The 21,751-nt window shown below is 42.5% G+C and carries 28 protein-coding genes; 9 read left to right on the forward strand and 19 right to left on the reverse strand.

Features of this window, described 5'->3' with window-relative positions; all coding sequences use genetic code 11:
* The first annotated feature begins 17 nt into the window (after positions 1–17).
* Positions 18–1,256, forward strand: coding sequence for a tyrosine-type recombinase/integrase (locus MKX34_RS17450; RefSeq protein ID WP_076296531.1), 1,239 nt, complete (start codon positions 18–20; stop codon positions 1,254–1,256).
* Positions 1,257–1,497: 241 nt separating this feature from the next.
* On the opposite strand, the gene gerQ is transcribed toward MKX34_RS17450, so the two are convergent.
* From gerQ to MKX34_RS17490, 8 genes are all read right to left on the reverse strand, one after another.
* Positions 1,498–1,962, reverse strand: coding sequence for a spore coat protein GerQ (gerQ, locus tag MKX34_RS17455; RefSeq protein ID WP_076099087.1), 465 nt, complete (start codon positions 1,960–1,962; stop codon positions 1,498–1,500).
* 122 nt (positions 1,963–2,084) lie between these two features.
* Positions 2,085–2,516 carry a cell wall hydrolase gene (locus MKX34_RS17460; protein ID WP_036687557.1) on the reverse strand — a complete coding sequence of 144 codons (432 nt, stop codon included), beginning with the start codon at positions 2,514–2,516 and terminating at the stop codon, positions 2,085–2,087.
* A 175-nt stretch (positions 2,517–2,691) separates the two neighbouring features.
* A complete protein-coding gene (locus tag MKX34_RS17465) occupies positions 2,692–2,892 on the reverse strand; it encodes a hypothetical protein (protein ID WP_339202945.1) in 201 nt (66 codons plus the stop codon).
* A 49-nt stretch (positions 2,893–2,941) separates the two neighbouring features.
* On the reverse strand, positions 2,942–3,085 hold the full coding sequence (locus MKX34_RS17470) for a hypothetical protein (protein WP_339202947.1): 144 nt from the start codon (positions 3,083–3,085) through the stop codon (positions 2,942–2,944).
* A gap of 388 nt (positions 3,086–3,473) precedes the next feature.
* Complete coding sequence (locus MKX34_RS17475) at positions 3,474–3,866, reverse strand: DUF2500 domain-containing protein (RefSeq protein ID WP_036687780.1); 393 nt, start codon at positions 3,864–3,866, stop codon at positions 3,474–3,476.
* Positions 3,867–4,059: 193 nt separating this feature from the next.
* Positions 4,060–4,236 (reverse strand): hypothetical protein, encoded by a 177-nt coding sequence (locus MKX34_RS17480; protein WP_169744776.1) that lies wholly within the window; start codon positions 4,234–4,236, stop codon positions 4,060–4,062.
* A gap of 223 nt (positions 4,237–4,459) precedes the next feature.
* The gene (locus MKX34_RS17485) at positions 4,460–5,749 is read right to left on the reverse strand and encodes a hypothetical protein (protein WP_081383890.1); all 1,290 of its coding nucleotides are present in this window, start codon (positions 5,747–5,749) and stop codon (positions 4,460–4,462) included.
* Positions 5,750–5,779: 30 nt separating this feature from the next.
* Positions 5,780–7,162, reverse strand: coding sequence for an amino acid permease (locus MKX34_RS17490; protein ID WP_036687561.1), 1,383 nt, complete (start codon positions 7,160–7,162; stop codon positions 5,780–5,782).
* Between the two features lie 172 nt (positions 7,163–7,334).
* Between MKX34_RS17490 and MKX34_RS17495 the strand changes: the two genes are divergently transcribed.
* On the forward strand, positions 7,335–8,258 hold the full coding sequence (locus tag MKX34_RS17495) for an L-lactate dehydrogenase (RefSeq protein ID WP_036687562.1): 924 nt from the start codon (positions 7,335–7,337) through the stop codon (positions 8,256–8,258).
* 191 nt (positions 8,259–8,449) lie between these two features.
* Here the strand turns inward: MKX34_RS17495 and MKX34_RS17500 are convergent, their stop codons facing one another.
* From MKX34_RS17500 to MKX34_RS17510, 3 genes are all read right to left on the reverse strand, one after another.
* Positions 8,450–9,421: a glycosyl hydrolase family 53 gene (locus tag MKX34_RS17500; RefSeq protein WP_249267770.1), complete on the reverse strand. Its 972-nt coding sequence runs from the start codon at positions 9,419–9,421 to the stop codon at positions 8,450–8,452.
* A gap of 110 nt (positions 9,422–9,531) precedes the next feature.
* Positions 9,532–10,437 carry a tyrosine-type recombinase/integrase gene (locus tag MKX34_RS17505; protein WP_038571448.1) on the reverse strand — a complete coding sequence of 302 codons (906 nt, stop codon included), beginning with the start codon at positions 10,435–10,437 and terminating at the stop codon, positions 9,532–9,534.
* Positions 10,438–10,465: 28 nt separating this feature from the next.
* Positions 10,466–11,368 carry a LysR family transcriptional regulator gene (locus MKX34_RS17510; RefSeq protein WP_076099085.1) on the reverse strand — a complete coding sequence of 301 codons (903 nt, stop codon included), beginning with the start codon at positions 11,366–11,368 and terminating at the stop codon, positions 10,466–10,468.
* 128 nt (positions 11,369–11,496) lie between these two features.
* Here MKX34_RS17510 and MKX34_RS17515 point away from each other — a divergent pair, with 128 nt between their 5' ends.
* From MKX34_RS17515 to MKX34_RS17525, 3 genes are all read left to right on the forward strand, one after another.
* A complete protein-coding gene (locus MKX34_RS17515) occupies positions 11,497–12,819 on the forward strand; it encodes an amino acid permease (protein ID WP_076273261.1) in 1,323 nt (440 codons plus the stop codon).
* Between the two features lie 198 nt (positions 12,820–13,017).
* Positions 13,018–13,974 carry an alpha/beta hydrolase gene (locus tag MKX34_RS17520; RefSeq protein ID WP_076213518.1) on the forward strand — a complete coding sequence of 319 codons (957 nt, stop codon included), beginning with the start codon at positions 13,018–13,020 and terminating at the stop codon, positions 13,972–13,974.
* Between the two features lie 188 nt (positions 13,975–14,162).
* Positions 14,163–15,476 (forward strand): PQQ-binding-like beta-propeller repeat protein, encoded by a 1,314-nt coding sequence (locus tag MKX34_RS17525; protein ID WP_076142198.1) that lies wholly within the window; start codon positions 14,163–14,165, stop codon positions 15,474–15,476.
* 6 nt (positions 15,477–15,482) lie between these two features.
* Here MKX34_RS17525 and MKX34_RS17530 read toward each other — a convergent pair whose 3' ends face one another.
* The 5 genes from MKX34_RS17530 to MKX34_RS17550 are packed head-to-tail and all read right to left on the reverse strand — an operon-like array spanning position 15,483 to position 17,146.
* Complete coding sequence (locus tag MKX34_RS17530; protein WP_076142199.1) at positions 15,483–15,866, reverse strand: spore germination protein GerPE; 384 nt, start codon at positions 15,864–15,866, stop codon at positions 15,483–15,485.
* A 3-nt stretch (positions 15,867–15,869) separates the two neighbouring features.
* Positions 15,870–16,046: a spore gernimation protein GerPD gene (locus MKX34_RS17535; protein WP_111504304.1), complete on the reverse strand. Its 177-nt coding sequence runs from the start codon at positions 16,044–16,046 to the stop codon at positions 15,870–15,872.
* Positions 16,024–16,638 carry a spore germination protein GerPC gene (gene gerPC / locus MKX34_RS17540; protein ID WP_076142200.1) on the reverse strand — a complete coding sequence of 205 codons (615 nt, stop codon included), beginning with the start codon at positions 16,636–16,638 and terminating at the stop codon, positions 16,024–16,026. The genes MKX34_RS17535 and gerPC overlap by 23 nt, the downstream gene beginning before the upstream one ends.
* A gap of 42 nt (positions 16,639–16,680) precedes the next feature.
* Positions 16,681–16,908 carry a spore germination protein GerPB gene (locus MKX34_RS17545; RefSeq protein ID WP_076142201.1) on the reverse strand — a complete coding sequence of 76 codons (228 nt, stop codon included), beginning with the start codon at positions 16,906–16,908 and terminating at the stop codon, positions 16,681–16,683.
* Between the two features lie 13 nt (positions 16,909–16,921).
* Positions 16,922–17,146 carry a spore germination protein gene (locus MKX34_RS17550; RefSeq protein WP_036687577.1) on the reverse strand — a complete coding sequence of 75 codons (225 nt, stop codon included), beginning with the start codon at positions 17,144–17,146 and terminating at the stop codon, positions 16,922–16,924.
* 114 nt (positions 17,147–17,260) lie between these two features.
* Here MKX34_RS17550 and MKX34_RS17555 point away from each other — a divergent pair, with 114 nt between their 5' ends.
* Positions 17,261–17,719, forward strand: a complete 459-nt coding sequence (locus tag MKX34_RS17555; RefSeq protein ID WP_036687578.1) for an Hsp20/alpha crystallin family protein — start codon at positions 17,261–17,263, stop codon at positions 17,717–17,719.
* Positions 17,720–17,938: 219 nt separating this feature from the next.
* Positions 17,939–18,106, forward strand: coding sequence for a hypothetical protein (locus MKX34_RS17560; RefSeq protein ID WP_175618918.1), 168 nt, complete (start codon positions 17,939–17,941; stop codon positions 18,104–18,106).
* 119 nt (positions 18,107–18,225) lie between these two features.
* Here the strand turns inward: MKX34_RS17560 and MKX34_RS17565 are convergent, their stop codons facing one another.
* Positions 18,226–19,098: a GNAT family N-acetyltransferase gene (locus MKX34_RS17565; protein ID WP_076143704.1), complete on the reverse strand. Its 873-nt coding sequence runs from the start codon at positions 19,096–19,098 to the stop codon at positions 18,226–18,228.
* 186 nt (positions 19,099–19,284) lie between these two features.
* Here MKX34_RS17565 and MKX34_RS17570 point away from each other — a divergent pair, with 186 nt between their 5' ends.
* A complete protein-coding gene (locus tag MKX34_RS17570) occupies positions 19,285–19,677 on the forward strand; it encodes a hypothetical protein (protein ID WP_076106786.1) in 393 nt (130 codons plus the stop codon).
* A 110-nt stretch (positions 19,678–19,787) separates the two neighbouring features.
* On the opposite strand, the gene MKX34_RS17575 is transcribed toward MKX34_RS17570, so the two are convergent.
* Positions 19,788–20,468, reverse strand: a complete 681-nt coding sequence (locus MKX34_RS17575) for an SDR family NAD(P)-dependent oxidoreductase (RefSeq protein WP_076106788.1) — start codon at positions 20,466–20,468, stop codon at positions 19,788–19,790.
* Between the two features lie 153 nt (positions 20,469–20,621).
* Between MKX34_RS17575 and MKX34_RS17580 the strand changes: the two genes are divergently transcribed.
* Positions 20,622–21,182: a TetR/AcrR family transcriptional regulator gene (locus MKX34_RS17580; RefSeq protein ID WP_076106790.1), complete on the forward strand. Its 561-nt coding sequence runs from the start codon at positions 20,622–20,624 to the stop codon at positions 21,180–21,182.
* A 126-nt stretch (positions 21,183–21,308) separates the two neighbouring features.
* Here MKX34_RS17580 and MKX34_RS17585 read toward each other — a convergent pair whose 3' ends face one another.
* Positions 21,309–21,722, reverse strand: coding sequence for a VOC family protein (locus tag MKX34_RS17585; RefSeq protein ID WP_038571468.1), 414 nt, complete (start codon positions 21,720–21,722; stop codon positions 21,309–21,311).
* Between the last annotated feature and the right edge of the window lie 29 nt (positions 21,723–21,751).

A 21,751-nucleotide genomic window follows, 5' to 3' on the forward strand; every position in this document is an offset into this window, starting at 1 on the left:
TTTAGGAGGACCTACTCATGGCCAGCGTATTTAAAGTACCTGCAAAGAACAAACAAGGCTACAAGTGGAAGTGTGTCATGGAGGGTCCTCCTGATCCGGTCACAGGCAAGCGCCAACAGGTACCGAGGGTACGTGATACACAGAAGGAAGCCATCGCCGCAGCTCAGGCAGTTGTGGATCGTATGAAGGGTGGAACCGATACAAAGCGAGCCAAAAAAATGAAATTCAATGAGGCTGCTCAAGAATGGCTACAAGATTATATTATTACTAGCGGAGTTAAAGGAAAAACTGTGGAAGCTCATGTGTCCGACATTAATTTACTGAACAAATATTATGGTGGCGCTAATATCGATAAAATAACACATAACCAACATCAAAAAATGCTCAACAATTTGTTTTCAGAAGGATATGAGATAAACTCCATCTATCGTTATCACTCAACAGCAAATTTAATATTCAAATGGATCATCAAAGAAAATTTACGCATTGATAACCCTTGTCAAAACATAAAAATGCCTAAAAAACAACGGACAGTTTTAGAAGCTAAAAACAATGCACTGGAAGAAAAATTTCTGGAAAGAAGTGAAATTGAAGAATTTCTGGAAGTACTACAAAATCACGGTTTAGGTGATGATCTAGAGACGTTTTATTTTTTGCTGTTTAGCGGAGTGCGACCAGGAGAATTTTGTGCTTTAGAGTGGCCTGATTTCAACTTCGAAACTCATGACGTTCATATTTATAAAACACTTCACTTTCCACAGGGTGGAAGTGGCGCGTACCAATTAACACCTCCAAAGACTACCGGATCCGTCCGCACCTTTGATGTGGATGATTTCATCGTTGAGATGTTTAAGCGGTTAAAGGTAAAACAGTACGCTCGACATAAAAGATACAAGGAGCTCCACGATGACTTTGTAGAGACTCAGTTTATTTTGACCAATAACAACGGAACACCTTTTACAAATTGGAAGTTAGTTAACCGCATGGCTCGGCTAATGAAATTAACAAACATCAAGAAGCACGCAACCCCTCATATATTTCGACACACGCACATCACGATGCTAATCGAAGCAAGTATCGCGTCTGGCTCTCAGATTGATCTCAAAACGATTATGAAGCGTGTAGGTCACGATGATGCAAAAACCACACTCAAGATTTATACCCATGTGACGGAACGAATGATGCAAAGCAGTAGTGACAAACTAAAAATCCACTTCCAAAACATATTAAATTCCAAGGATCTGCCGAGAATGTGATTTTTCTGTGATTTCAAGATAAAAAAAAGACTCAAAATCCCTTGTAAACACTGATATATCAAGGTTTTTTGAGTCTTATACAATTTATTATATTAATATATTGGGGCAAACCGCAAGCATGCGTGTCCTTTCGAAAAAAAATGGGCAGTGATTATCAAGATTATTCCATAAATTAATCACAAATAAAAAGAACTCCTAACCTTTTGGCGTTGGAGTTCTTCTCATCGAAGATGGATTACATTTAGCGACAATTTCTCATCGTTGGAGGATTGCCAATTACACCTGGGTATTGATAAGTAAGGGGCTCATCGAAGGTAGCATAATCAAAATAAATCATAAGTAAGACGGTGCGTTGGCCAGTCGCAGGGTCACTGATAATAATGTGGTCACGGCCTGCCGCTTCCAGCACACCCTTGTAAACTTTCGCATTCCAGTCTTTGTTGTTCTCATAAGTAAAATAAAACGTACCTACTTTTCCTAAATTCAGGCGGAAAATATTCTCGATGTAGGATTGTTCGAACGTTTGTGGTGGATTCTGAACTACTACTCCCCCTTGCGTCATTGGACTACCACTGCTTACTTGAGGTGGCATGCTGCCCATGCCTTGCATTCCTGATGACATCGGCATTCCGGAAGACATTGGCATACCTGAAGAAGAGACACTACCGATGGTATAAGTTACGGGGCGGTAAGGTTGAACGATCATTTAATGAAACCTCCTAAATGTTTATCGGAGCATAAACTCCTTTGGACACAAATGAAACTCACACTAACTTTCTGTGAGAATTACTCATTTTATTGAGTAATTCTCTTTGCACAGTTACTAAGCTAATTGCCGATAAATACAGTCGGGCAATCTTCTCCGGTCGGAGTAAAGAAGCAATGGGCTTTGAAGCGGCCAGTGTTTTGTTGGTTATACCAGGTTGCAGGACAATCACCTGCGGGTCTGAAGAACCACAAAGCATTGGTAGCTGGCCAGGTTCTTTCACCAGCAATTACACGTTTGGCTAGACGGATATCTGCTTCTCTGGCTCGCTGATAGAAGTATCCCTTCTGCGGCGCTTCGAAACCTCCTGGACTTTGATAGACCATGTCATTCACATTCCGAATGTTATTAAAGTCCAAGCAATTGCCAAGAATCCGGTTGACGCCAACATTGCCGACCATGAGCATACCGAGTTCTCCATCTTCCTCAGCTTCCGCTCTCATCAACCGCGCCAGCACCTTCACATCTTCCGAGTTCGTTTTGATGACGGCCACGCTGTCTCCTCCTTGGGGTCACTTCTTGTAGCAACCTCGTTCTTAACTGCATGCTGTATAGTATGTGCATTCGCCTAAGAGGTGACAGTTCCCGCCTATTTTTTAGAGTAGGGATCTTTCCTTTTAACCACTCAGCAAATCCCCTTTAACGACACTCTAAGCTGCGTTTGTCCAATTACATTTGCGCTACAGCGTAAGAGTCGGGGGCAGCTGCGGTGTTAGCGACAAAGTCAGCGTCAGCATCGATGTCCTCGTTAACGACAGCGTTAGCGTCTGAGTCGGGGGGCGGTGTCGGTGTTAGCGACAATGTCAGCGTTAGCATCGATGTCCTTGTTAACGACAGCGTTAGCGTCTGAGTCGATGTTGGTGGCAGCATCAGGGTCGGCGTCGGTGTTATCATCAGGGTCGGCGTCGGTTTTAGCGCGTCAGTACAGCATCAGAGTCGGCGTCGGTTTTAGCGTCGAATCGGTGCTGGAATCGTTGTCGGTGTTAGCCACAATGTCCACGTCAGCGTCGATGTCCTTGTTGTTAGCAACAGCAATAGCTTCAACGTCAGCAACAGCATCCACGTCAACGTCCGCGCAAAAGGCGCTATCGGACACAGCTGACCTTATTCGCGATATTAATCCACTTTTGAGATTCTATCGGACCCTAAAGCCCCTATTGGCCCTCAAAGCACCGATTATAAGCCTCTTTCTAATGAATAGCTGCATTGGAGTCCGAAACTAGGCTCAAAAGACTGTGAATTTGCAAATAACATCATCTGGGTCCGCAAGGTAAGAGGGTAATGAAGAGCTGACACTTAATAGATAATCGCACCTACAGTGAGCTTTGAGAGCTATAGTATCAGTGGGCTTTGAGAGCTACAGGATCAATGAGCTTGAATGGTACATAACCAAAACGAAAACAGCGATCCCCATGAGCATGAGGATCGCTGTTTTGATTTAATACAAATGACTACTCCGCAGTTGAGTATTGTGGCTGTCGTTGGAATCCATGATATCTAGTTCCTTGATAAGTAAGCATTCCTCTATCGCCTTCTGCACTCAAGCCATATTCATGGCCATCTACTTTAAATTCCATGCGACTACCGCCCTCCAGCTCGTACGTTAAATAGTAAGTTGTACTCGTACGAGTTGAGCCATTCTCTTCCTGAAGCTGCTGCTGACGTACTTCAGTCCGTTTGCTAACGATATGTGCAGGGATTGTTAGTATGGGTGAGCCATTGTTCCTGCCCCATTGAAGCAAGCCCCTGCCTGCTGATATAGCAAGAATACCAATCATAACAACGATAAAGATCGGCATCACCGTTCCGGCAAAATCAAACATCCACGAAAGATCCGGGCCCATTCCCATGACAGTTTCCCCCTTCTTCCCCTTGTAATTCAGCCTAATTGCTGCGTTCTGGGTACTTCTGTACATGTATATGCCTCATCTAGTCCAGAAAGCATTAAATAAGTGAGACTAGATGCAAAAAGACCACTTCGTTTTCTTAAAAATCAAGAATTCGAGTGGTCTCTATACAGAGTTTTCAGTAATTAAATTAAGCATGAACTAGGTCTAGCAATTTCTTAGTTTCGTCTGTCTGATCATCTAACATTCCATTTTCAGCCCAGCAAGCTCTGCATTGTTCTTCAGTTTCACAAAGATGAGCGTCATCACAGTTGTAGCAAAGTTGCAAAAGGTTTCTTGTCATATAATCTGTTTCGAATGTTTTCATTGTAATCTCTCCTATTCGATGTCTGAGTTTGTGAAAATTTGAACTTGTTTTCTATGTGTTAAATATATCACAGGATTCTTTAAATGTCATGTGATTTTTTTCACATTTATAAAGAAAATTTTAAATAAGTTTTTTCCTTATATTCAATCATTCACAAACAACAATAAACCCCCACTCTGCTAACAACAAAAGAACCTACCAACAGGCAGGTTCTTTTTCCTTATTACATTACGCGCCAGCTGATACCACCATTCGTAGTCTGTAACAGTATCGAGCGCTTGTCCTCTTTTTTCTCAATCAAAAGCCACCCCACCTCAGTGGAAAAAAACTGCAGCTTTACAATCTCCGGATATTCCAGAAGCTTAGATCGCAGTACACTGCTCTCTTTAAGAGGTAACCACGTAACTCCTTGTTCCACCGTATGGTAAAGGGTGTCGCCAAGTATGGTCCAACCGATCTGTGAGTTCAAAAACGTCGGAGCAATTTGACGATTGACACCAGCTTGTGCGTTCAATCCAAAGGATGCAAATTTCCAGTTTGCTCCACCGTTAGCCGTAAAATATCCATGGTAGGCGATTGTTTTTTCTTTATCCTTTTGGCAGCCAACAGACATCCAACCAGTAGACTTACTGGCATCGAAGAACTCCGGTTTGCCCGTAATTACTCGGTCACAATCCTCTAAACGTTCGTTAACCAGAAAAGCCGGCCCGAGGCTCCAGCTCTTACCGCCATCTTTTGTCATAAAGATTTTGGGAAGAGCACCTGTCTGCATTGTCACAAATCCATGTGTACTATTGCGAAAAATCATTCCAGTGGTGACTCCGGCAAACGGTATCGAATCATTAGGGAAATTCGGATTGTATTGCTCATTCTGCATCACTTCTTCCCAAGTGGCCCCACCGTCTGTCGTTGAAAAAAGTGCCTTGTTCTCTTTATTGGAAGAAGCGTTCCATGAGGTCATCAGCCAACCCCGTTTGGGTGAGTTGAAATATACAGAGGATACTGTATTCACATCTCCTAAAGATGAGATTTTCCAGCTTTGGCCACCATCTGTGGTTCGCAGCACAATCGTTTCTGTCGCTCCAAAAGCACTTCTTATAATCCAACCATGAGATGGATCCGTGAAGAAAATCCCCTTCCCATACACAGGGTTGGAGAGGAACTGCACATTTGGTGCTGGTGAAATATTAGCCCAAGTTGCTCCGTTATCCCGGGTTAAGTACAACCGGAGTTCGTTTTTGGTAACCCCCCAGGCCAGACCTTCACTTTCACTAAGCAGCTGAAAATCTGTAAGACGAGTCTGAATTTGATATTTCGGAGCGCTATCATTATCAATATGATTGGCGTCTGGAGTAATCAGGGTTATCGTCTGTCCTTCTTCAGGTGCCTCTGTCGGCTGGGGCTGCTGAGTAGGTTCCGGGGGAGGAGATGAACAAGCCGTGACCACCCACGCTAACAAAATCAGCATCAATATTAATCTTATTCCCTTCAATCCAGCAATCTTAGATGCCAATAACCTCTCTCCTCTCGGATGGATTGAATCTTATTTATGATTCAAATTACTATTACGATAGCCGTATAGTGCATAGATTAGAAGTCCAACAACTGTCCAAATTAGAAAACCAATCCATGTCTCACTTCCTAGATTATACATCAAAATACCACAAGTTGCCGCACTTAACAGCGGAATGAAAGGTACCCATGGAACTCTGAACCCTCTTTTTAAATCCGGATGAATATATCTAAGCGCGATTACCCCTAAAGACACTACAAAAAAGGCAAACAATGTTCCTATGCTTGTCAGATTTGCCAACCGGTCCAGTGGGATGAAACCCGTTAACACGGCTATTAAGATGCCTACCATCCATGTGCTTCGTACAGGTACCTGTGTTTTAGCATTAATCTTAGATAAACTTATTGGCAGTAGGCCATCACGTGAGATGGCAAATAACAGCCGGGTTTGACCGAATAACATCACGAGCAATACCGTAGTCATACCCGCAATGGCTCCGACAGAGATCAGACCGGCAATCATATCCTGATTTACAAAGCGAAGCGCATAAGATACAGGATCACTAACATTGAGATCAGTATATGGAACAATACCTGTTAATACGAGTGAGACAAGAACGTACAAGACAGTGCAGATAGCAAGGGATGAAATAATTCCAATAGGCAAATCGCGTTGGGGTCTTTTCACCTCTTCTGCAGCGGTTGCTAGCGCATCAAAACCTATGTAGGCAAAAAACACTGTGGCCGCGCCATTGATCACGCCATGGTATCCAAAGGGGAGAAATGGAGTCCAATTCTCTGGCTTCACATAGAAAAATCCAGTTACGATAAATAGAAGCACCACTGCTATTTTGATAAAGACCATGATGGCGTTAAAACGTGCCGTTTCTTTCGTTCCCCGAGTCAGTAAATAGGAAATTAACAAAATGATGATTACTGCAGGCAGATTTATTATTGTACCCGCTTCCGGATTATAAGCCCCCGATAGTGCGGTTGGGAGATGTATCCCAAAGCCCTCTAATAACCCCTGAAAATACCCTGACCAGCCACTGCTTACAGCCGCTGCGGCAACTCCGTATTCCAAGACGAGATCCCAGCCTAAGATCCAAGCTAATAGTTCTCCAAAGGCTACATAACTATAAGCATAAGCACTCCCGGAAACAGGAATGGTCGAAGCAAATTCCGAATAACATAATGCCGAGAGCACACAGGCAAACGCCGCCAGTAAAAAAGAAATTATAAGACCAGGACCTGCATGTTCTGCTGCGGCAACTCCTGTCATTACAAAAATACCTGTGCCGATAATGGCTCCTACCCCAAGCATTGTTAGATCCAGGGCACCCAATGTCTTGTTTAACTGCGTCCCCTCAGAACTTGTGGGTATGTTTAGAGCCTTTTTACGAAATAAATCCATCCTTACATTCTCTCCTGTCTAGTCTTGCTAAGATAATGAAATAAAAATCACATTTTAGTATGGCCTTAATTAGGGTAATGCATTAAATAAGATCAGCTTGAAAACACTACCGTTAACGATTATGATGGACAAGATTGAAACCAAAAATTTGAAATATTAAGGAGATGGAGACATGGCCCCCCCAAAACCCAATCGGGTCGTAGTTATCGGTACTGGAGCAGTTGGTACAACTACAGCCTATACATTATTGTTACGTAGACGTATGCCCGAACTCGTACTTATTGACGTTAATCATCAGAAAGCACTTGGCGAAGCACTGGATATGAATCACGGCATGCCTTTTGTCGGTGGTGTGAAGTTATGGGCTGGTACTTATGAAGACTGCCGTGAAGCAGATATCATTATAGTAACTGCCGGTGCATCACAAAAACCGGGAGAAACCCGGATAGATCTGCTTCGTAAAAATATTTCGATTTTTAAAGATATCATTGAAAAAATTACAAAGTATAACCAACATGCCATTCTACTTATTGCGACTAACCCTGTAGATATTCTGTCTTACGCGACTTTGAAAATAAGCGGGTTTGACCGCAGACGTGTAATTGGTTCTGGTACGGTACTTGATAGTGCTCGTTTTCGCTATTTGATCGGTCTTCACAAAGAAATCGATCCTCGCAGTATTCACGGACAGATCATCGGTGAACATGGAGATTCAGAGCTTCCGGTTTGGAGTCTTGCGAATGTAGCTGGGATTGATCTTGGTTTTGACGAAGCAGAACGCGAAGAAATCTTCCAAGATACCAAGAATGCAGCCTATGAAATTATTGATGCCAAAGGCTCAACCTCTTATGCAATAGCGCTTGCACTGGACCGAATTGTAGTCTCCATTCTTCATAATGAAGGTGCCGTGTTGAATGTTTCTACTTTATTAAACAACTATAACGGGGTTTCGGATGTCTATCTCGGTGCACCTTGCGTAGTAGATCGCTCGGGTGTTCGACAGGTACTGGACCTCCCACTCAATGAAACCGAACAGGCTTTATTCCAGAAATCCGCTGAGAAGCTAAAAGCAGAAATAGCTAAGCTAGAATTGTAAGCGAATCTGGCTGGAAACAGCCCTTTTTGACTACAAAAGACACAAGAAACCGTCCTTTTTATATGTGGAGCGTTGCCTCCACTATGAAAAGGACGGTTTTTAATATAACACGAATTAACTTAGCCTGCCAATGACAAAAAGATCCTTTAGCAGGCCAGGCTTACCTGAAATTCCGGATCTTTTTTATCAATTTATTTAGTGATAGTTTGCTTATAGTATTCTTTGAGAACTTGTTCGGCTTTTTTGCCATAAATATCAAAACCACGGTCAATGGAAGCCTCTTCTAAGTCATACAATTTCGTGCTCCAATCCCACCAGAAGTAACCGGCAAACCAAGGTTCATTCCAGAATGCTTCCAGCGCTGAGCGATAGAAGTTGGCCTGTTCATCTTCTGAATATGGTAAGTCTGTGTATGTAAAGTCCCATGGCATGGTGGCACACCCATGAGCACTTCGGCAGCCAATCTCGATGAATACGAGAGGCTTGCCAAATCGCTCAGAGAGTGACTTAAGCCGCGGTTTCTGCCGCTCCCAACCAGCCAGCATATTCTCATAAGAATCTCCCGGCACTGAAGCTACCGGATAATAAGCGCTGGTTCCGATAAAATCCACCTCATCCAGCCACTCGATTCCTTCTTCTTTGCCATGATTGGCATTATAAATGATCGGCCCTGTATAAAGATTGGTGACCTCTTGAATCAATTGTCTCCATTCCGCAGTTCTAGACTCTGTGCCGACCATTTCGCAGCCGATACAGAACATCTCACATTCAAGTTCTTCCGCCAACTCTGCGTAGTGTTTAATGAAATTAGTATAAGAACGGAACCATGCTGCCCAATAAACATCTCCCTCTTCCGGAAATCCAATCCTAGCTCTCCAAATGCCATCCCTCGAATTCACTACAGGTTTAAGACAAACTTTAAGACCAAGCTGTTTTGCCAGTTGTACCGCATGTGTGAGATCACGATCAGTCACCGTGTAACCGTAATCATAATGAATTTCTGTTGAATGCACAGTGTCTTGCCATGTCCAAAAAGATAAGGCAATCCATTCACTACCTGTCTCTGCCAGCTTTCTCATCGAATCTTCTGCATATTCTGTACGGTATTCACCTCGTTTTGATCCCCAGCCATAAGTCATCCCTTTTAGAAAAACATTCTTCACGATTAGGACCTCCTATAAAACTCTTAATAACTGTTAGAATAAATCAATACCGTTATAATAACAAGTTATTTTTTGTTATCGATTTTCTAAGGAGGTTGCTTTCTTTTCAATCACAGCTGGATTTGTAATTTAGACATGGCCTCTTCCTTCTCACGACTCGTGATATGTGTGTATACGGTTGTAGTCTGGATCGAGGAGTGACCTAGCAGTTCCTGTACGGTACGCAGATCTGCCCCTTTTCTCAGCAGCATGGTTGCAAAAGAATGTCGGAGCTTATGGCTTGAATACGGGCGTCGCTGTGCTGCTGGCACATCCCTTTGGAAACGATCGAAGGTATCTGCTGCGATTTGCTGAATGCCTCGGATAGACAACCTGCGTCCTTTTTGTGAAATGAACATCGCTTCCTCTTTACTGCGCCAAGGGTCTAACCTTTCTGCTAACGCGGAGTCGAGAAAAGGCACTACATCCTCGGGAACCGGCACATTACGCCATTTACGCCCCTTCCCAAACACACGGAGGGAATGTCTTTCTACATTATAATCACTCAAATTCAGCGTGTGGACTTCCCCCACCCGAAGCCCCATATAGGACATCAACAAAAAAACTGCTAAATTACGCTTTTTGTATTTACCATCTATAGAAGATAAAAACCGCCCCAGATCACTTTCATCTAAGTAAACCGGCTCACGATTGATCTCAGTTTTGGATTTCTTAATTCCGGCTGCCGGGTTGTTCTGTAGTAGTTCCAGCTCGATCAATGACTTGAAAAAACAGTTAATCGCAGCATGCTTCCGGTTACGAGTGGCATCACTCACTCCACGTTCGCGGACAGAGGTCAAAAAGGAAATGACATGCAGCTTCTTCACTGTCTCAAGCTTTTTACCATTCAGACTGTCTAAAAACTGTTTCACATCTACTAAATAGGATTTTTGCGTATAGGGAGTGTACCCGGCATCCTTCATCCAGATGAGAAAGGCCTCCAGCCCTTCTTCGTAGTCTTCACACCACTCATTCATGCCTTAGAGCCTCCTTGTTAATGTTGATCTATATTAGACTTCTCCATTGCTCAGCATGTTTTTTTATTGCAAGTAAGAACTCCGTAAGCACGGGCGATTTCCATTTTTTATGATGATAGGCGATCTGCGTCGCCACACGCTGTGATTCATCATTCCAATTTAATCTGGCAAGTTTGCCTTCAGCCAGTTCATTTTTTACAGTAATTAATGGAAGAAAGGCAATGCCAAGATCAGCCATTACACATTGCTTTATCGCCTCGATACTCCAAAACTCTAACGTGGGGTCAGGAAATACACCGTAACTGTTCAAATGCCGTTCAAATAAAGTCCGGTAGGAACAGCCAGTTTCGGTATGAAGTATGGTCACTCCTTTTAAATGAAGGGGTTCTACCTCAGCAAGGTTTAATAAGGGATGATCTGGCGCTGCGATCAGCGTCATCGGCTCATGTACTAATGTTTCTATATTTAAATCTTTATCTTCCGTCTCAGGTTGCAATAAGAACGCTAAATCCAGTTCACCCGAACGGACAAAATCTGATAGTTCCCAGCAAGCTCCAGGCTTCAGAATAATTTGCACCTGCGGATATTTAGCGCGAAACTCCTTAATAATGCCTGGTAAGCGAAAAGCAGCCAGAGATTCAGGAGCCCCAATCCGCAAAGAACCCGTTAGTTCACTATCCGAGCGTAACGCGTCCTGTGCTAAATTGTGCATTCTGGATATTTCCTGTGCGAACGGAAGCAAACGACGGCCTGCGTCGGTTAGAATAATCTTTTTACTGATCCGATCAAATAATGGCTGGCCAATTTCAGACTCTAGTGCTTGGATTTGTGCAGTAATACTGGACTGTGCATAATCAAGCTTCTGTGCTGCTCTAGTAAAACTGCCCGTCTCCACTACCACTAAAAAGGTAAAAAGATGACGTGACTCCATGAATTTCCCCCTAAATGAAAATGAACCATCGGAATATTGAATGGATACTATTCAAAAATTCTGTTTTTCCAATGGATCTATTATCTGCTACTCTAGAACAAAAGACAAGGAAAGCAGGATAAAAAAACATGAAGGAATCCGGTTCAAACACTTTACAAAAAAACATTGGCATGCCTCAGGCTATTGCCCTTTACATCGGGGCTGTGTTGGGTTCTGGGGTCTTAATTGTTCCTGGTTTAGCTGCAGAAATGGCGGGTCCCGCTTCATTACTGGCGTGGGGATTTATGTCGTTGCTGATTTTGCCGATGGCCTTATCAATGGGTCTGCTCTCTGCTAAATTCCCTAACGCCGGAGGTGTGTCCCATTTTGTAACGCTTGCTTTTGGTCCAAAAGCTGGCTCACTGGTGGGGTGGTTTTTTCTGATGTCCGTTCCGATTGGTGCACCTGTTGCTGCACTGACTGGAGCGGGTTATATGACAGCCGCTATGGGCTGGGACGAATCTGCGAGAATTACTATCGCCGCTATTATGCTGGTCATTGGTCTGATTACGAACTGGATTGGCATGCAGGTCGCTGGAAAGGTACAGATAGCGGTAGTAATAGCGATTGTTGCTGTGCTGGTCTTCTCCTTTGCTACTGCACTGCCTCGCATGGAAGTCGAACACTTCACTCCCTTTGTCCCACATGGATGGATGAGCATTGGCCAGGTTGCAGCAATCTTATTCTGGTGTTTTATTGGCTGGGAAGCTGTCTCACACCTATCTGAGGAGTTCAAGGACCCACAGCGTGCCGCCGTTAAAGGGGTCACCATCGCCGCTATTATAGTAGGGATTCTATATTTTCTCTCCGCACTAGCAACTGTTGGTACACAAAGCTACCTCAAAGGTGGAGCAAGCACATCACTCGTCTGGATTATTAGTCAGCCTCTTGGGCGCTGGGGAGGATTTATCGCCGGACTTACCGGTCTGTTCATCTGTACAGCCACAATTATTGCCTATGCAGGAGCTGCCTCACGTGTGGCTTATGCTTTATCGCGCCAAGGCTCCGCACCGAAATGGATGGGTAAAATATCCAAACTATACCATACCCCTATCGGTGGCATAGCTTTTCTTCTGCTCTGTTTTGTAACAGTGATGACACTGTATGGCAGCGGGTCCATCTCCATCACCACTCTGATCCAGTTTCCGAACGCTACTTTTATCCTAACCTATATCGGAGGTTGTGCCGCAGGGATACGCCTGCTCAAAGGAAGTCGCTTAGGCGTGACGATAAGCTGGATTTCTTTTTTAGCAACAGCTGCTGTGTTTCCTTTTACGGGTTGGGCGATAGGCTATCCGCTGCTCATCACTTTGGTGTTCGTTTGGATTATCCGTAATAAAAGTAAACAGAGGATAAGTGTCACTGAGGAAATTAGTCGTGGAATGCATGAGAAACAACAAAAGGTGTTGTAAGGCTCTAACTGCGTTTGAACCTCTCCCAAAGGAATAGTTACACTGGTTTCCGAAACCGTGCTCAATAGGCGATAAATGTGCAAATAGTGTCAAATCTCTAACTAGTCGTAAACTGGCATTCGTTTCAGCAGCTGCTTAGATGGTTATGGAATGAAGAGGGTATACTAGACTATGACCAGTCAAAGGAGACGATAAATCATGCCAAACAAAACTAAGATCATTCTTGAGCCAGCAGCTCAAAAATTTGCCGATGATAATGCGAAACCTCCCTTTCTACCTGACCTTGGGCCAGAAAAAGGTCGTGAAACGGTAGATAGCGTACAATCCAGTGATATATATAAACCGGAAGTTGATATTGAAGATCTAATGGTGCCAGGTGGACCTAACGGTGATGTTTCCATAAGAATCGTTCGTCCCCCAAGCTCCTCATCAGCATCGTTGCCTGTTATCCTGTACATTCATGGCGCAGGCTGGGTGTTTGGGAATGCCCATACCCATGATCGCTTGATCCGTGAACTAGCTGTCGGAGCGGAGGCCGCTATTGTTTTCCCAAATTACAGCCTCTCCCCAGAAGCTAAATATCCTACAGCTATTGAAGAAATCTACGCAGTTCTCCAGTGGACAGCTGAAAAAGGAAGCGAGCACGGATTTGATACTAGCAAGCTTTCTATAGCCGGAGACAGCGTCGGTGGGAATATGGCAGCTGCTATTACTCTCATGGCGAAAGAACGGAGTGGACCGAAGATAGCGAAACAACTACTATTCTATCCGGTAACGGATGCCTCGTTTGATACTGAATCCTATCATGAGTTCGCCGAAGGTTATTTCTTGCAGCGGGACGGCATGAAATGGTTCTGGGATCAGTATACCACTGACCCTGAGGAACGAAATCAAATCACTGCCTCTCCTCTTCGGGCTAACCTAGAGCAGCTACGGGATTTACCAGATGCACTGGTTATTACTGGTGAAGCAGATGTGCTAAGGGATGAAGGTGAAGCTTATGCCGCCAAATTGCGGGAAGCTGGCGTGAATGTTACGGCTGTCCGCTTCCAAGGCATCATTCATGATTTTGTCATGCTGAATCCTTTAGCCGAGACTCATGCTAAAAAGGGAGCTATCAAGTTAGCGACTACATGGCTTCGTGAAGGTTTCTAAACAAATCAACTGTTGACATATTCTTTTACTAGGCGAATTGGTTCTCACAAGAATTTTGTGCGAAACTGATTCGTCTTTTCTTGTTAACATAATATTTATTATGTTAACAAGTGTATTTTTACAATTGAGAAACAAATATCTATTCCCTGCGTCAATATATTATAAATGATCTATAAGGAGCTAAAATCGTGAAATATGTACCGTTTATCCTAAAGACCGTTATAGCATCCTCCTTGCTCGTATCTGGAGCTGGTGTATATTTGCCTGGTGCTCAAGCAGCAGTAACAACCCCTGCCTCCTCTTCAACAACCGTCGACTCTATCACCACAATTAAACCCTTATGGCACGACAAGGCAGATGGTCAAGGAATTTATAGCCAACAGGCCCCTATTGCAAATGGATTATTCTATTATTCATCAGGCGGGACACTAAAGGCCGCCGATCTCAGTACAGGCAAAGTTAAATGGTCCTACAAAAACGGAACAAATCCTGAGATTATAACGAATAACTCGGTTTTCTTTATCACTTATGAGGGTTATCTTGTAAAAGTTAATGCCCAAACGGGGAAATTGCTTTGGAAGGTTAAGGCTGCCAAAGATCCGATTGAAATCGGTGCTTTCGCGGAGTTAGTTAACGGAGTGTTGTACTTCCGGAACGAGCATGGTGGAATTGCAGCTTATCACCCGGTTACTGGTAAAAAAATCTGGGAGAATAAAGACATCCCTATGTATGTAGGAAGTATCGACGGCCTATATAACGGGGTATTGGTAGTATCCAGTACTGTTGATAATAGGCGTACACAGTTTTTCGGGCTCGATCCGGCTACAGGCAAGAGGTTATGGAGAATTCAGGGATTTTATAGCTTTGTTGCTTACCGGGATGGTGAATTATTACTCCGCGAACAAGCAAATGCTGCAAATGATGCCTCTAACGAGCCTCTTAAAGGCTATCAGTTGACCTTGGTACATGTTGATGTTAAAACTGGAAAAGCGAAGACCAAAAAGAACTATAAACTGCTCGAAGATGTCAGTAGACTCGGTAATTATTTCACATCACTTCAAGGCTCGTATCTATATACAGTCGATGGAGGTTTAGACCAATGGGGGGGTCATCCACTATACCGCTTTACCTTAGGTCAAGAAACAGCGAGTGAACCCAAAAGTTATGAGGAGTACGGAAATTGGGTGGCTGGTCCAGTAAATAACATGGCTTTTTTCCAAAAGGATGCACAGATCACTGCCGTTCAAATGAACGATAATCGCATTATTAACTTCAACGGGCCGGACAGTCCTGCGTTAAGCGTTCAATCTATGGGTAAGGGGCTATACGCTGGCTATGAGAATGGCTACTTCTATATCATAAATGCAGAAACAGGAAAAACACTTGGCAAAGTAAAAACTGGAGCACAACAATACGGTAAACTATTCAGTGCGAATGGTATTCTCTACATCCAGACGGAGCACAATATATTCGCGATTTCTCTGCCAAAAGAATTAAAATAGTTGTTGTTACTCCTTATCTTTTGCAGCCATTTCTCGTTTAAACTCAATGGTTCGACTCTCCAGATGAACTGACCCGCTGTTTCCAATCTGGAAGGTCGTGCCAGACCCAATCGACAGAATTTTGATATATTGTATATTAATTGTTGATTCCGCGGAATCCTTTAATATCACAAATTCATCCACTTCATTCCCTTGGTTTGTCCATACAGGGATAGGAATGTCTATAAGTGTAGTATCTTTCGTGCGATTATTAATCTCCTTTATGTTAAAAAGGTAATTCTCCTTGCTTCCCAGGAATTTAGATTGAACCCGGCCTACAGATCCACATATAAAAATAGAACTGTCAGACAGATTGTTGATATAGACATCTTGTATGCGTGAGGTGTGCATAGGTTAACTGCCTTTTTTGACTTGATCTGGAGCGCTCTGAGTATATTCTATTACGCTGTCAAACGCCGAGGAGCAATGAATGGATTGAGTATCCCCTACTAAAAATACTGATGAACCCGAGATCGAAACGACTTTCACTGCATTGACACTAATATCTCTATTGATCACCGTTATCTTCATTCGTCTCCCGCCTTCCGGTTATATTTATTTCCAAATGCCGCTCTACTGCCATAACGATATCTCGTTTGATTTGCTCTACAATAGAAGCGCATTCCTCATCAGTGTATCCACGCCCTTCTTCTGTGGCAGGGAGTTGGCTTACATACTCGTTAATCCGTCCATCCATCTGATTCAGCAGATCCTGAGTCACCATTTGGATATATTGCTCATCAATGCTTAAATTCTTCTCTTTTTCTAAACGTGAAAATTGCGAGGGAACCTCTTCTTGCACATACTTCAGAATCTGTGGGCGAATCTGATCCGATAAGGCAGTTGTACCTACCTCCTGCTCTCCAATAGATTTACCGTTGATCATCGCTTCATCCAGATTGTTCCCCTCATTCGGTGTAATGCCTATATTTAAAGTGCCTTCCAGCTTTTCGATTTTTAATTGTTCAAAATGATAATTGATAGGTCCTATACTTGCAGATTTATTGTTCTTTATGCTGTCTACATCGCCTTGCAAATCTCGAAGTTGCTTCTCTAGCTGTTGGATCTTCTCCGCTTGCAATCTTAGTGTATTAAAAACCTGCTGAGCATAATACGGATGCATACAACCCCCTCCTATGGTTTATTGTATGCGGGGACAAAGAGCCTAATTCAGTTGTGCATATAGTTCTGCCGCTGGCGGCAAGGACACAAGGGGTGAATCCATTTTTTCCGCTGGAGGTGTTGAAGGCGATGATGGAGCTCCAGAGGTCTCATAATTATGAGACAAAGTATTGATTCGTCCCGATGTACCAATCTGAAGAACCGAGGAATTAGAGATAGTACCGATTTTTAGATTATAGATCGATATGCATTGATATACCGTAATGTTCATTTAAACCCCACCCTTAAGGAGGTGATACTTGATCCACCACATCTGAATCCATCGTATTTGTACTGCTGGCCGCATTATTCGTTATATTCGTACCTATGGAGTCACCTATGGAGAAGGAGTTGGCACCGGCATAAATTTTAGAGTTGCTGCTCAGGATAACGGATGCCGTATTTCCTACTAAGACTGTGGAGCTGGGGCCTACGCTATTGATTTTAATATTGCCGATGATTGAAACCACCAAACCACTCCTCCTTTCGGAATGATAAGCTATTCTATGTAGATATTCGCCCAGATGTCACTGAATAAGTCAAACGCCCATACAATGGATAAAAACCGTAGGAGGCGCAGAGCTATGAGTCCCAATAAGACGAACCCTTTAGATTGGATGAATGAAGATCCTTTTTTTAAGAAAAAGTTATCCTTGAAAGCTCTTGAAGAGCAGTGGAAGTTGGATCCTAACCAAATTGACGGGTATGTCGAAAAAGTCATCCGAGAAGCAACTGCAGCGACCTCCTCTTCATTTATGAACGAAACCTCAAGTTTAAGCTTTGAGCATATCGACACTCATAATCACCTGATTACCAAAATTCGTATTCCGAGCGGAATCCACCCCGAAAGTATATGGGCACAAATCAATCGCACACAAATTAAATTAACAGGTTTAGGAAAAGATCATAGCGAGATTATTCAGCTGCCAGTTCCCGTCATTCCAGATCAGAGCAGAGGCACTTATAAGCAAGGTTCCCTGCAATTCAGAATGGCTAAAATGTCAGCGGGAAGATTCAAAGATATCGACATCCGTTATTTATAAAATATCCCTTTAAAATCCACCTGTTTTACTCGTCCAAGTGCCCCATTCCCCCTAAAAAACGCCTTAAAATCAAAACAGCGTATAATTTAAGTTATACGCTGTTTTTTAAAGGTGTTTTTTGGCCCTTTTTCTTCCGATTTTCTATTCTTTTCGCTCTTCGAACTTTAAGTTCCTCTTGGTCATAAGATGGAGTATTAAGAGTAAAGGTGGGGTCAAATCATGTCTAAAAACAAACGCGGCAAAGCACTTTGGCGCATTCCATCCCGGGCTAGAGGAACATGTCCGATCTGTGGCAGCACACGTATTAAGCTGTTGTACTTCGGGAAAGGCATTTCAGGTGAAAAACTTAACGTATGTAAGAAATGTGATGGAAAGCAAAAGGTATGAAAGCATTTAGCAGTTGATTCACAGAAAGGGTTACCAAATAAAGTGCGACCTTAACCTCGAACCTAGGCTCGACAAAAAAGCTATCGCACTTGCTTGGTAATCCTTCACTCCAATAACTTTTATAGCTCAATCCGATATCTTCTTTCCTCATTTGTTAGAATAAATCCCACTGATTCATATAGCCGTAATGCTGAATCATTTTCCGTAAGCACCATCAGGCATGCCTCTTCCAGTCCGTGGGTTCTAAAATAGCTCAATGCTTGAAAAAGCATGTACTTAGCAATTCCGGATCTTCTCCATGGTTCAAGTACAAATACATTTTCGATATAGCCGCCCTTCTCTTCCTGCCAGACCATTAAGCTACCCGCAACCTTCTCCCCTTCTCGAACAACAAGTGATGTCCAGAGCGGATTTTGTTTGAATTCAGCTAACCGTTCTTTCCCTAGCGGAGTTTCCGGCCAAATCTCAGCTTCTAATTCCAAATAATGCTCGTCTTCTTCAGGCGTCTCCATATCCCAGGTTGCGAATTCAAACGCCTCAGCCAGAGTGGGTTCGGACAAACCATCTCTTAAATTATGTTTCATCTTAAATAAGCTATTATAATGAGAGAAGCCCTTCACTTTTTCGAAAAATTGAGTATTCAAGACCTCTGCCGAATCGTTCCCTACACAAAGAGTGGTTTTGTAATCCTTTGATAAAGTTTCTTTTAATTCAAGGGCTCTTAATAAGAGTGACTGATACACTTTTTCTAATAAATCAAAATCACTTTCACGTTCTGGTATTGTTTTTAAGTTCAGGTAGATCGAATGTCTGCTATCCTTGGAACGGCCGGGCGGCACAATATTGATGATGCTCACTTGGCCTTTGGCCACCATTTTACCGTCCTCGAAAGCGCAATATACATTTTCCCAATTTTCCTCATTACCAACCCACCAAAAAACAACATTCCCCTTTGTAGATACCGAGTTATAAAGTTCCCCAAGTAATGGCATGTCACCTTGTTCAAAATGACGAATAGTAGTCAATGCAAAACCCCTTTTCAAATCATTAATATGGAATATATTTATAATAACATGCATGTCCACGCTACATTTGGTAATGAATTGTTATAAATAACTTCTCCTTGATGTAACATTTTTTAAGTAAACCCTGTCTTACTTATATAGGGGGACTAAAAGATGAGAAAACGATTTTTTATAGGGATTACGATATTTCTGATTGCTTGTGGAGTTGTTCTTAGCGTAGGGACGATATCAAATCTTCTGAGTCCGTTTAAAAGCTTCTCAGTCATCGTAGATAATCAATCTGATGTTGATATTAGCTCTATCGAAGTAGGATTAATTCGTGCGGATTCAAAGAAATTGTATACAAGTCCAATAAAAGCAGGACAAAAGAAAAAATTCAAACCAAAATTGAGTTTAAATGGTGAAGGTGCTATATATCTTCGATACACCAACTCTAACGGACAGTCTAGAGAACAAACCGTGTGCGGTTATACCGAATATTTATCAGGTCATTCCAAAGTCACGATTACTAATGAACGCACAACCGTTGTTCAGCAATGTAATTAAATCCTTTCATCTGACCCTTCAATCCTGCTTCACTCTGATGAGAGATAAGTCTTCTAATAGATAAAAAGCCGCCATTAAGGCGACTTGCTTATCCAATAAGATTTAGTTTTTTAATTTGGAAGATGGGTCGGGTCGAATCTAGGAGGGAATACTTCCTCAAAGTTATCTTGCTTTTTATATAAGCTATACCAAGTCTCTGCAATAACATCAGGATCACCAGCTGTTCCAGCTTGTATCATTGTCCCTATGGAAAGATGGCCGACAAATACTCCTTTATCTATTAACTCATTGTGTAAAGCATTAGCATAATTTCGTATACCGGACATAACAATGCCGCCATTTCCTACAAAAGGCAACGGGAACATAGCAGAAATACCAGTGGTAAAAAGAATGGCTCCTGATCCTCTATGGATCATATCGGGTAATACTTCATTAACCGAAAGAACGGCGGGCAGCAAGTAACTGTTTATTTGTTCCAACACACTTTGAGGTGTAGTTTCCAGCACATGAGTGAATTTATCCCACCCTGCATACGGGCTGAACTCTAGTACATCGATTGAACCAAACTCTTTTATTATCGCTTGAAAGACTTGTTTTAGAGCTGCTAAATCTGTCACATCTGCTACAAAAGATTGTGCTTCAATATTAAGTTTCTTAAGTTCACTAATGATCATTGATAATTTCTCGGGATTGCGTGAAATGACAGCCACCCTAAATCCATTAACTCCGAATTTTTTAGCTAGAGACAATCCTAATCCGGGCCCTGCACCAACGATAACAATATTTCTCATTTTTGATGAACTCCTTTTCTATGATATATTAAAGTAACAGCTGTTGCTTTAATTGCTAATATACAGCTACTAATTTAATGTATCAATCAACAATCAACCTGCAAATGTTGCTATAGCAACAAGATTGCTAAATTGTTGGGTAGGAGTGAAGTAATGGCTACTAAAGTAAACAATATTCGGCTGACACAGACTAAACAGTCTTTAATTGACTCCTTTTTACGGTTAGTTTCCCTGAAGGATTTTGAGAAAATAACAATCGTCGATATAACAAAGGGAGCTAAAGTTAATCGAGCCACGTTCTATGCACACTTTAATGATAAATATGAATTATTGGATTATATTATGGGTGATTCGGCATCCGCTGCTATTGTAAAACATACTGAAGGAGAAATTAAATTCGATCAAGAAGGCATCATTCAACTCGTATTATCGGTATTCGATTTCTATCAGCAACCGAACATACAATGCCGCAGCAGTTATATAGGGATGGTTGTCCCTCAATTGAAAGAGAAGATTATAAATGAACTGAAGGTTCACTTATCTAACGCTTTAGGAGATATCTACCCAGATAACGAGAAAAGCTTTTATGTACCGATCATCGCACAAATGATCCATGAAGGTGTCTATCAATGGGTAACAGGGAATAATACTATAAATCAACAAGAAGTCGCCGAGAGAATTTCATCATTAGTCATAAGCGGGCTGCAATCGTGAGTTAAAATCAGAAGAGTCCTCAGACCTTTCCGCTGCCTGACACTAAGGGGCCGAGTTCGTCATTTATAGACGACCTCGGCCCCTTGTGATACAGCGTATTATCTGTCTGTGCAACACATCAATCGTTTACACATTCCCCAGAAGATTTAATTGCCAAGACACGCCAAATTGATCCGCCACCCAGCCAAATTTCGAACTGAATGGATATTCACCTAGTGGCATGAGCACCTGTCCACCCTGGGATAATGCTTCATAAACGCGGTCAATTTCAGCTTCACTTTCACAATTCACATATAAGGATACCGCTGGAGTAAAGGTGAATCCATGCTTCACGTAGCTATCTATACACATAAAAACTTGTCCATGTAATGAAAAAGTAGCCTGCATGACACTCCCTTCAGGGCCTGCTTCATTTGCTCCATAACGTTTAATACTGATGATTTCGGAGTGATCAAATAAAGAAGTATAGAAATTCATAGCTTCTTCAGCCTTCCCTTCGAACATTAGAAAAGTCATTATCTTTTGATTCAGTTCCTTCATAATCGTCCAGCTCCTTACAGTCATTTTAT

It is taken from the genome of Paenibacillus sp. FSL R5-0636, assembly GCF_037974255.1.
Lineage (GTDB): Bacteria > Bacillota > Bacilli > Paenibacillales > Paenibacillaceae > Paenibacillus_AQ > Paenibacillus_AQ odorifer.

Bases quoted from the DNA above. Each gene is read 5' to 3' on its own strand.
- MKX34_RS17450 (WP_076296531.1), top strand. From the start codon at position 18: ATGGCCAGCGTATTTAAAGTACCTGCAAAGAACAAACAAGGCTACAAG.
- gerQ (WP_076099087.1), bottom strand. From the start codon at position 1,962: ATGATCGTTCAACCTTACCGCCCCGTAACTTATACCATCGGTAGTGTC.
- MKX34_RS17465 (WP_339202945.1), bottom strand. From the start codon at position 2,892: ATGCTGCCACCAACATCGACTCAGACGCTAACGCTGTCGTTAACAAGG.
- MKX34_RS17475 (WP_036687780.1), bottom strand. From the start codon at position 3,866: ATGGGCCCGGATCTTTCGTGGATGTTTGATTTTGCCGGAACGGTGATG.
- MKX34_RS17480 (WP_169744776.1), bottom strand. From the start codon at position 4,236: ATGAAAACATTCGAAACAGATTATATGACAAGAAACCTTTTGCAACTT.
- MKX34_RS17490 (WP_036687561.1), bottom strand. From the start codon at position 7,162: ATGGATTTATTTCGTAAAAAGGCTCTAAACATACCCACAAGTTCTGAG.
- MKX34_RS17495 (WP_036687562.1), top strand. From the start codon at position 7,335: ATGGCCCCCCCAAAACCCAATCGGGTCGTAGTTATCGGTACTGGAGCA.
- MKX34_RS17505 (WP_038571448.1), bottom strand. From the start codon at position 10,437: ATGAATGAGTGGTGTGAAGACTACGAAGAAGGGCTGGAGGCCTTTCTC.
- MKX34_RS17510 (WP_076099085.1), bottom strand. From the start codon at position 11,368: ATGGAGTCACGTCATCTTTTTACCTTTTTAGTGGTAGTGGAGACGGGC.
- MKX34_RS17515 (WP_076273261.1), top strand. From the start codon at position 11,497: ATGAAGGAATCCGGTTCAAACACTTTACAAAAAAACATTGGCATGCCT.
- MKX34_RS17520 (WP_076213518.1), top strand. From the start codon at position 13,018: ATGCCAAACAAAACTAAGATCATTCTTGAGCCAGCAGCTCAAAAATTT.
- MKX34_RS17530 (WP_076142199.1), bottom strand. From the start codon at position 15,866: ATGCACACCTCACGCATACAAGATGTCTATATCAACAATCTGTCTGAC.
- MKX34_RS17535 (WP_111504304.1), bottom strand. From the start codon at position 16,046: ATGAAGATAACGGTGATCAATAGAGATATTAGTGTCAATGCAGTGAAA.
- gerPC (WP_076142200.1), bottom strand. From the start codon at position 16,638: ATGCATCCGTATTATGCTCAGCAGGTTTTTAATACACTAAGATTGCAA.
- MKX34_RS17545 (WP_076142201.1), bottom strand. From the start codon at position 16,908: ATGAACATTACGGTATATCAATGCATATCGATCTATAATCTAAAAATC.
- MKX34_RS17555 (WP_036687578.1), top strand. From the start codon at position 17,261: ATGAGTCCCAATAAGACGAACCCTTTAGATTGGATGAATGAAGATCCT.
- MKX34_RS17560 (WP_175618918.1), top strand. From the start codon at position 17,939: ATGTCTAAAAACAAACGCGGCAAAGCACTTTGGCGCATTCCATCCCGG.
- MKX34_RS17565 (WP_076143704.1), bottom strand. From the start codon at position 19,098: ATGCCATTACTTGGGGAACTTTATAACTCGGTATCTACAAAGGGGAAT.
- MKX34_RS17570 (WP_076106786.1), top strand. From the start codon at position 19,285: ATGAGAAAACGATTTTTTATAGGGATTACGATATTTCTGATTGCTTGT.
- MKX34_RS17575 (WP_076106788.1), bottom strand. From the start codon at position 20,468: ATGAGAAATATTGTTATCGTTGGTGCAGGGCCCGGATTAGGATTGTCT.
- MKX34_RS17580 (WP_076106790.1), top strand. From the start codon at position 20,622: ATGGCTACTAAAGTAAACAATATTCGGCTGACACAGACTAAACAGTCT.
- MKX34_RS17585 (WP_038571468.1), bottom strand. From the start codon at position 21,722: ATGAAGGAACTGAATCAAAAGATAATGACTTTTCTAATGTTCGAAGGG.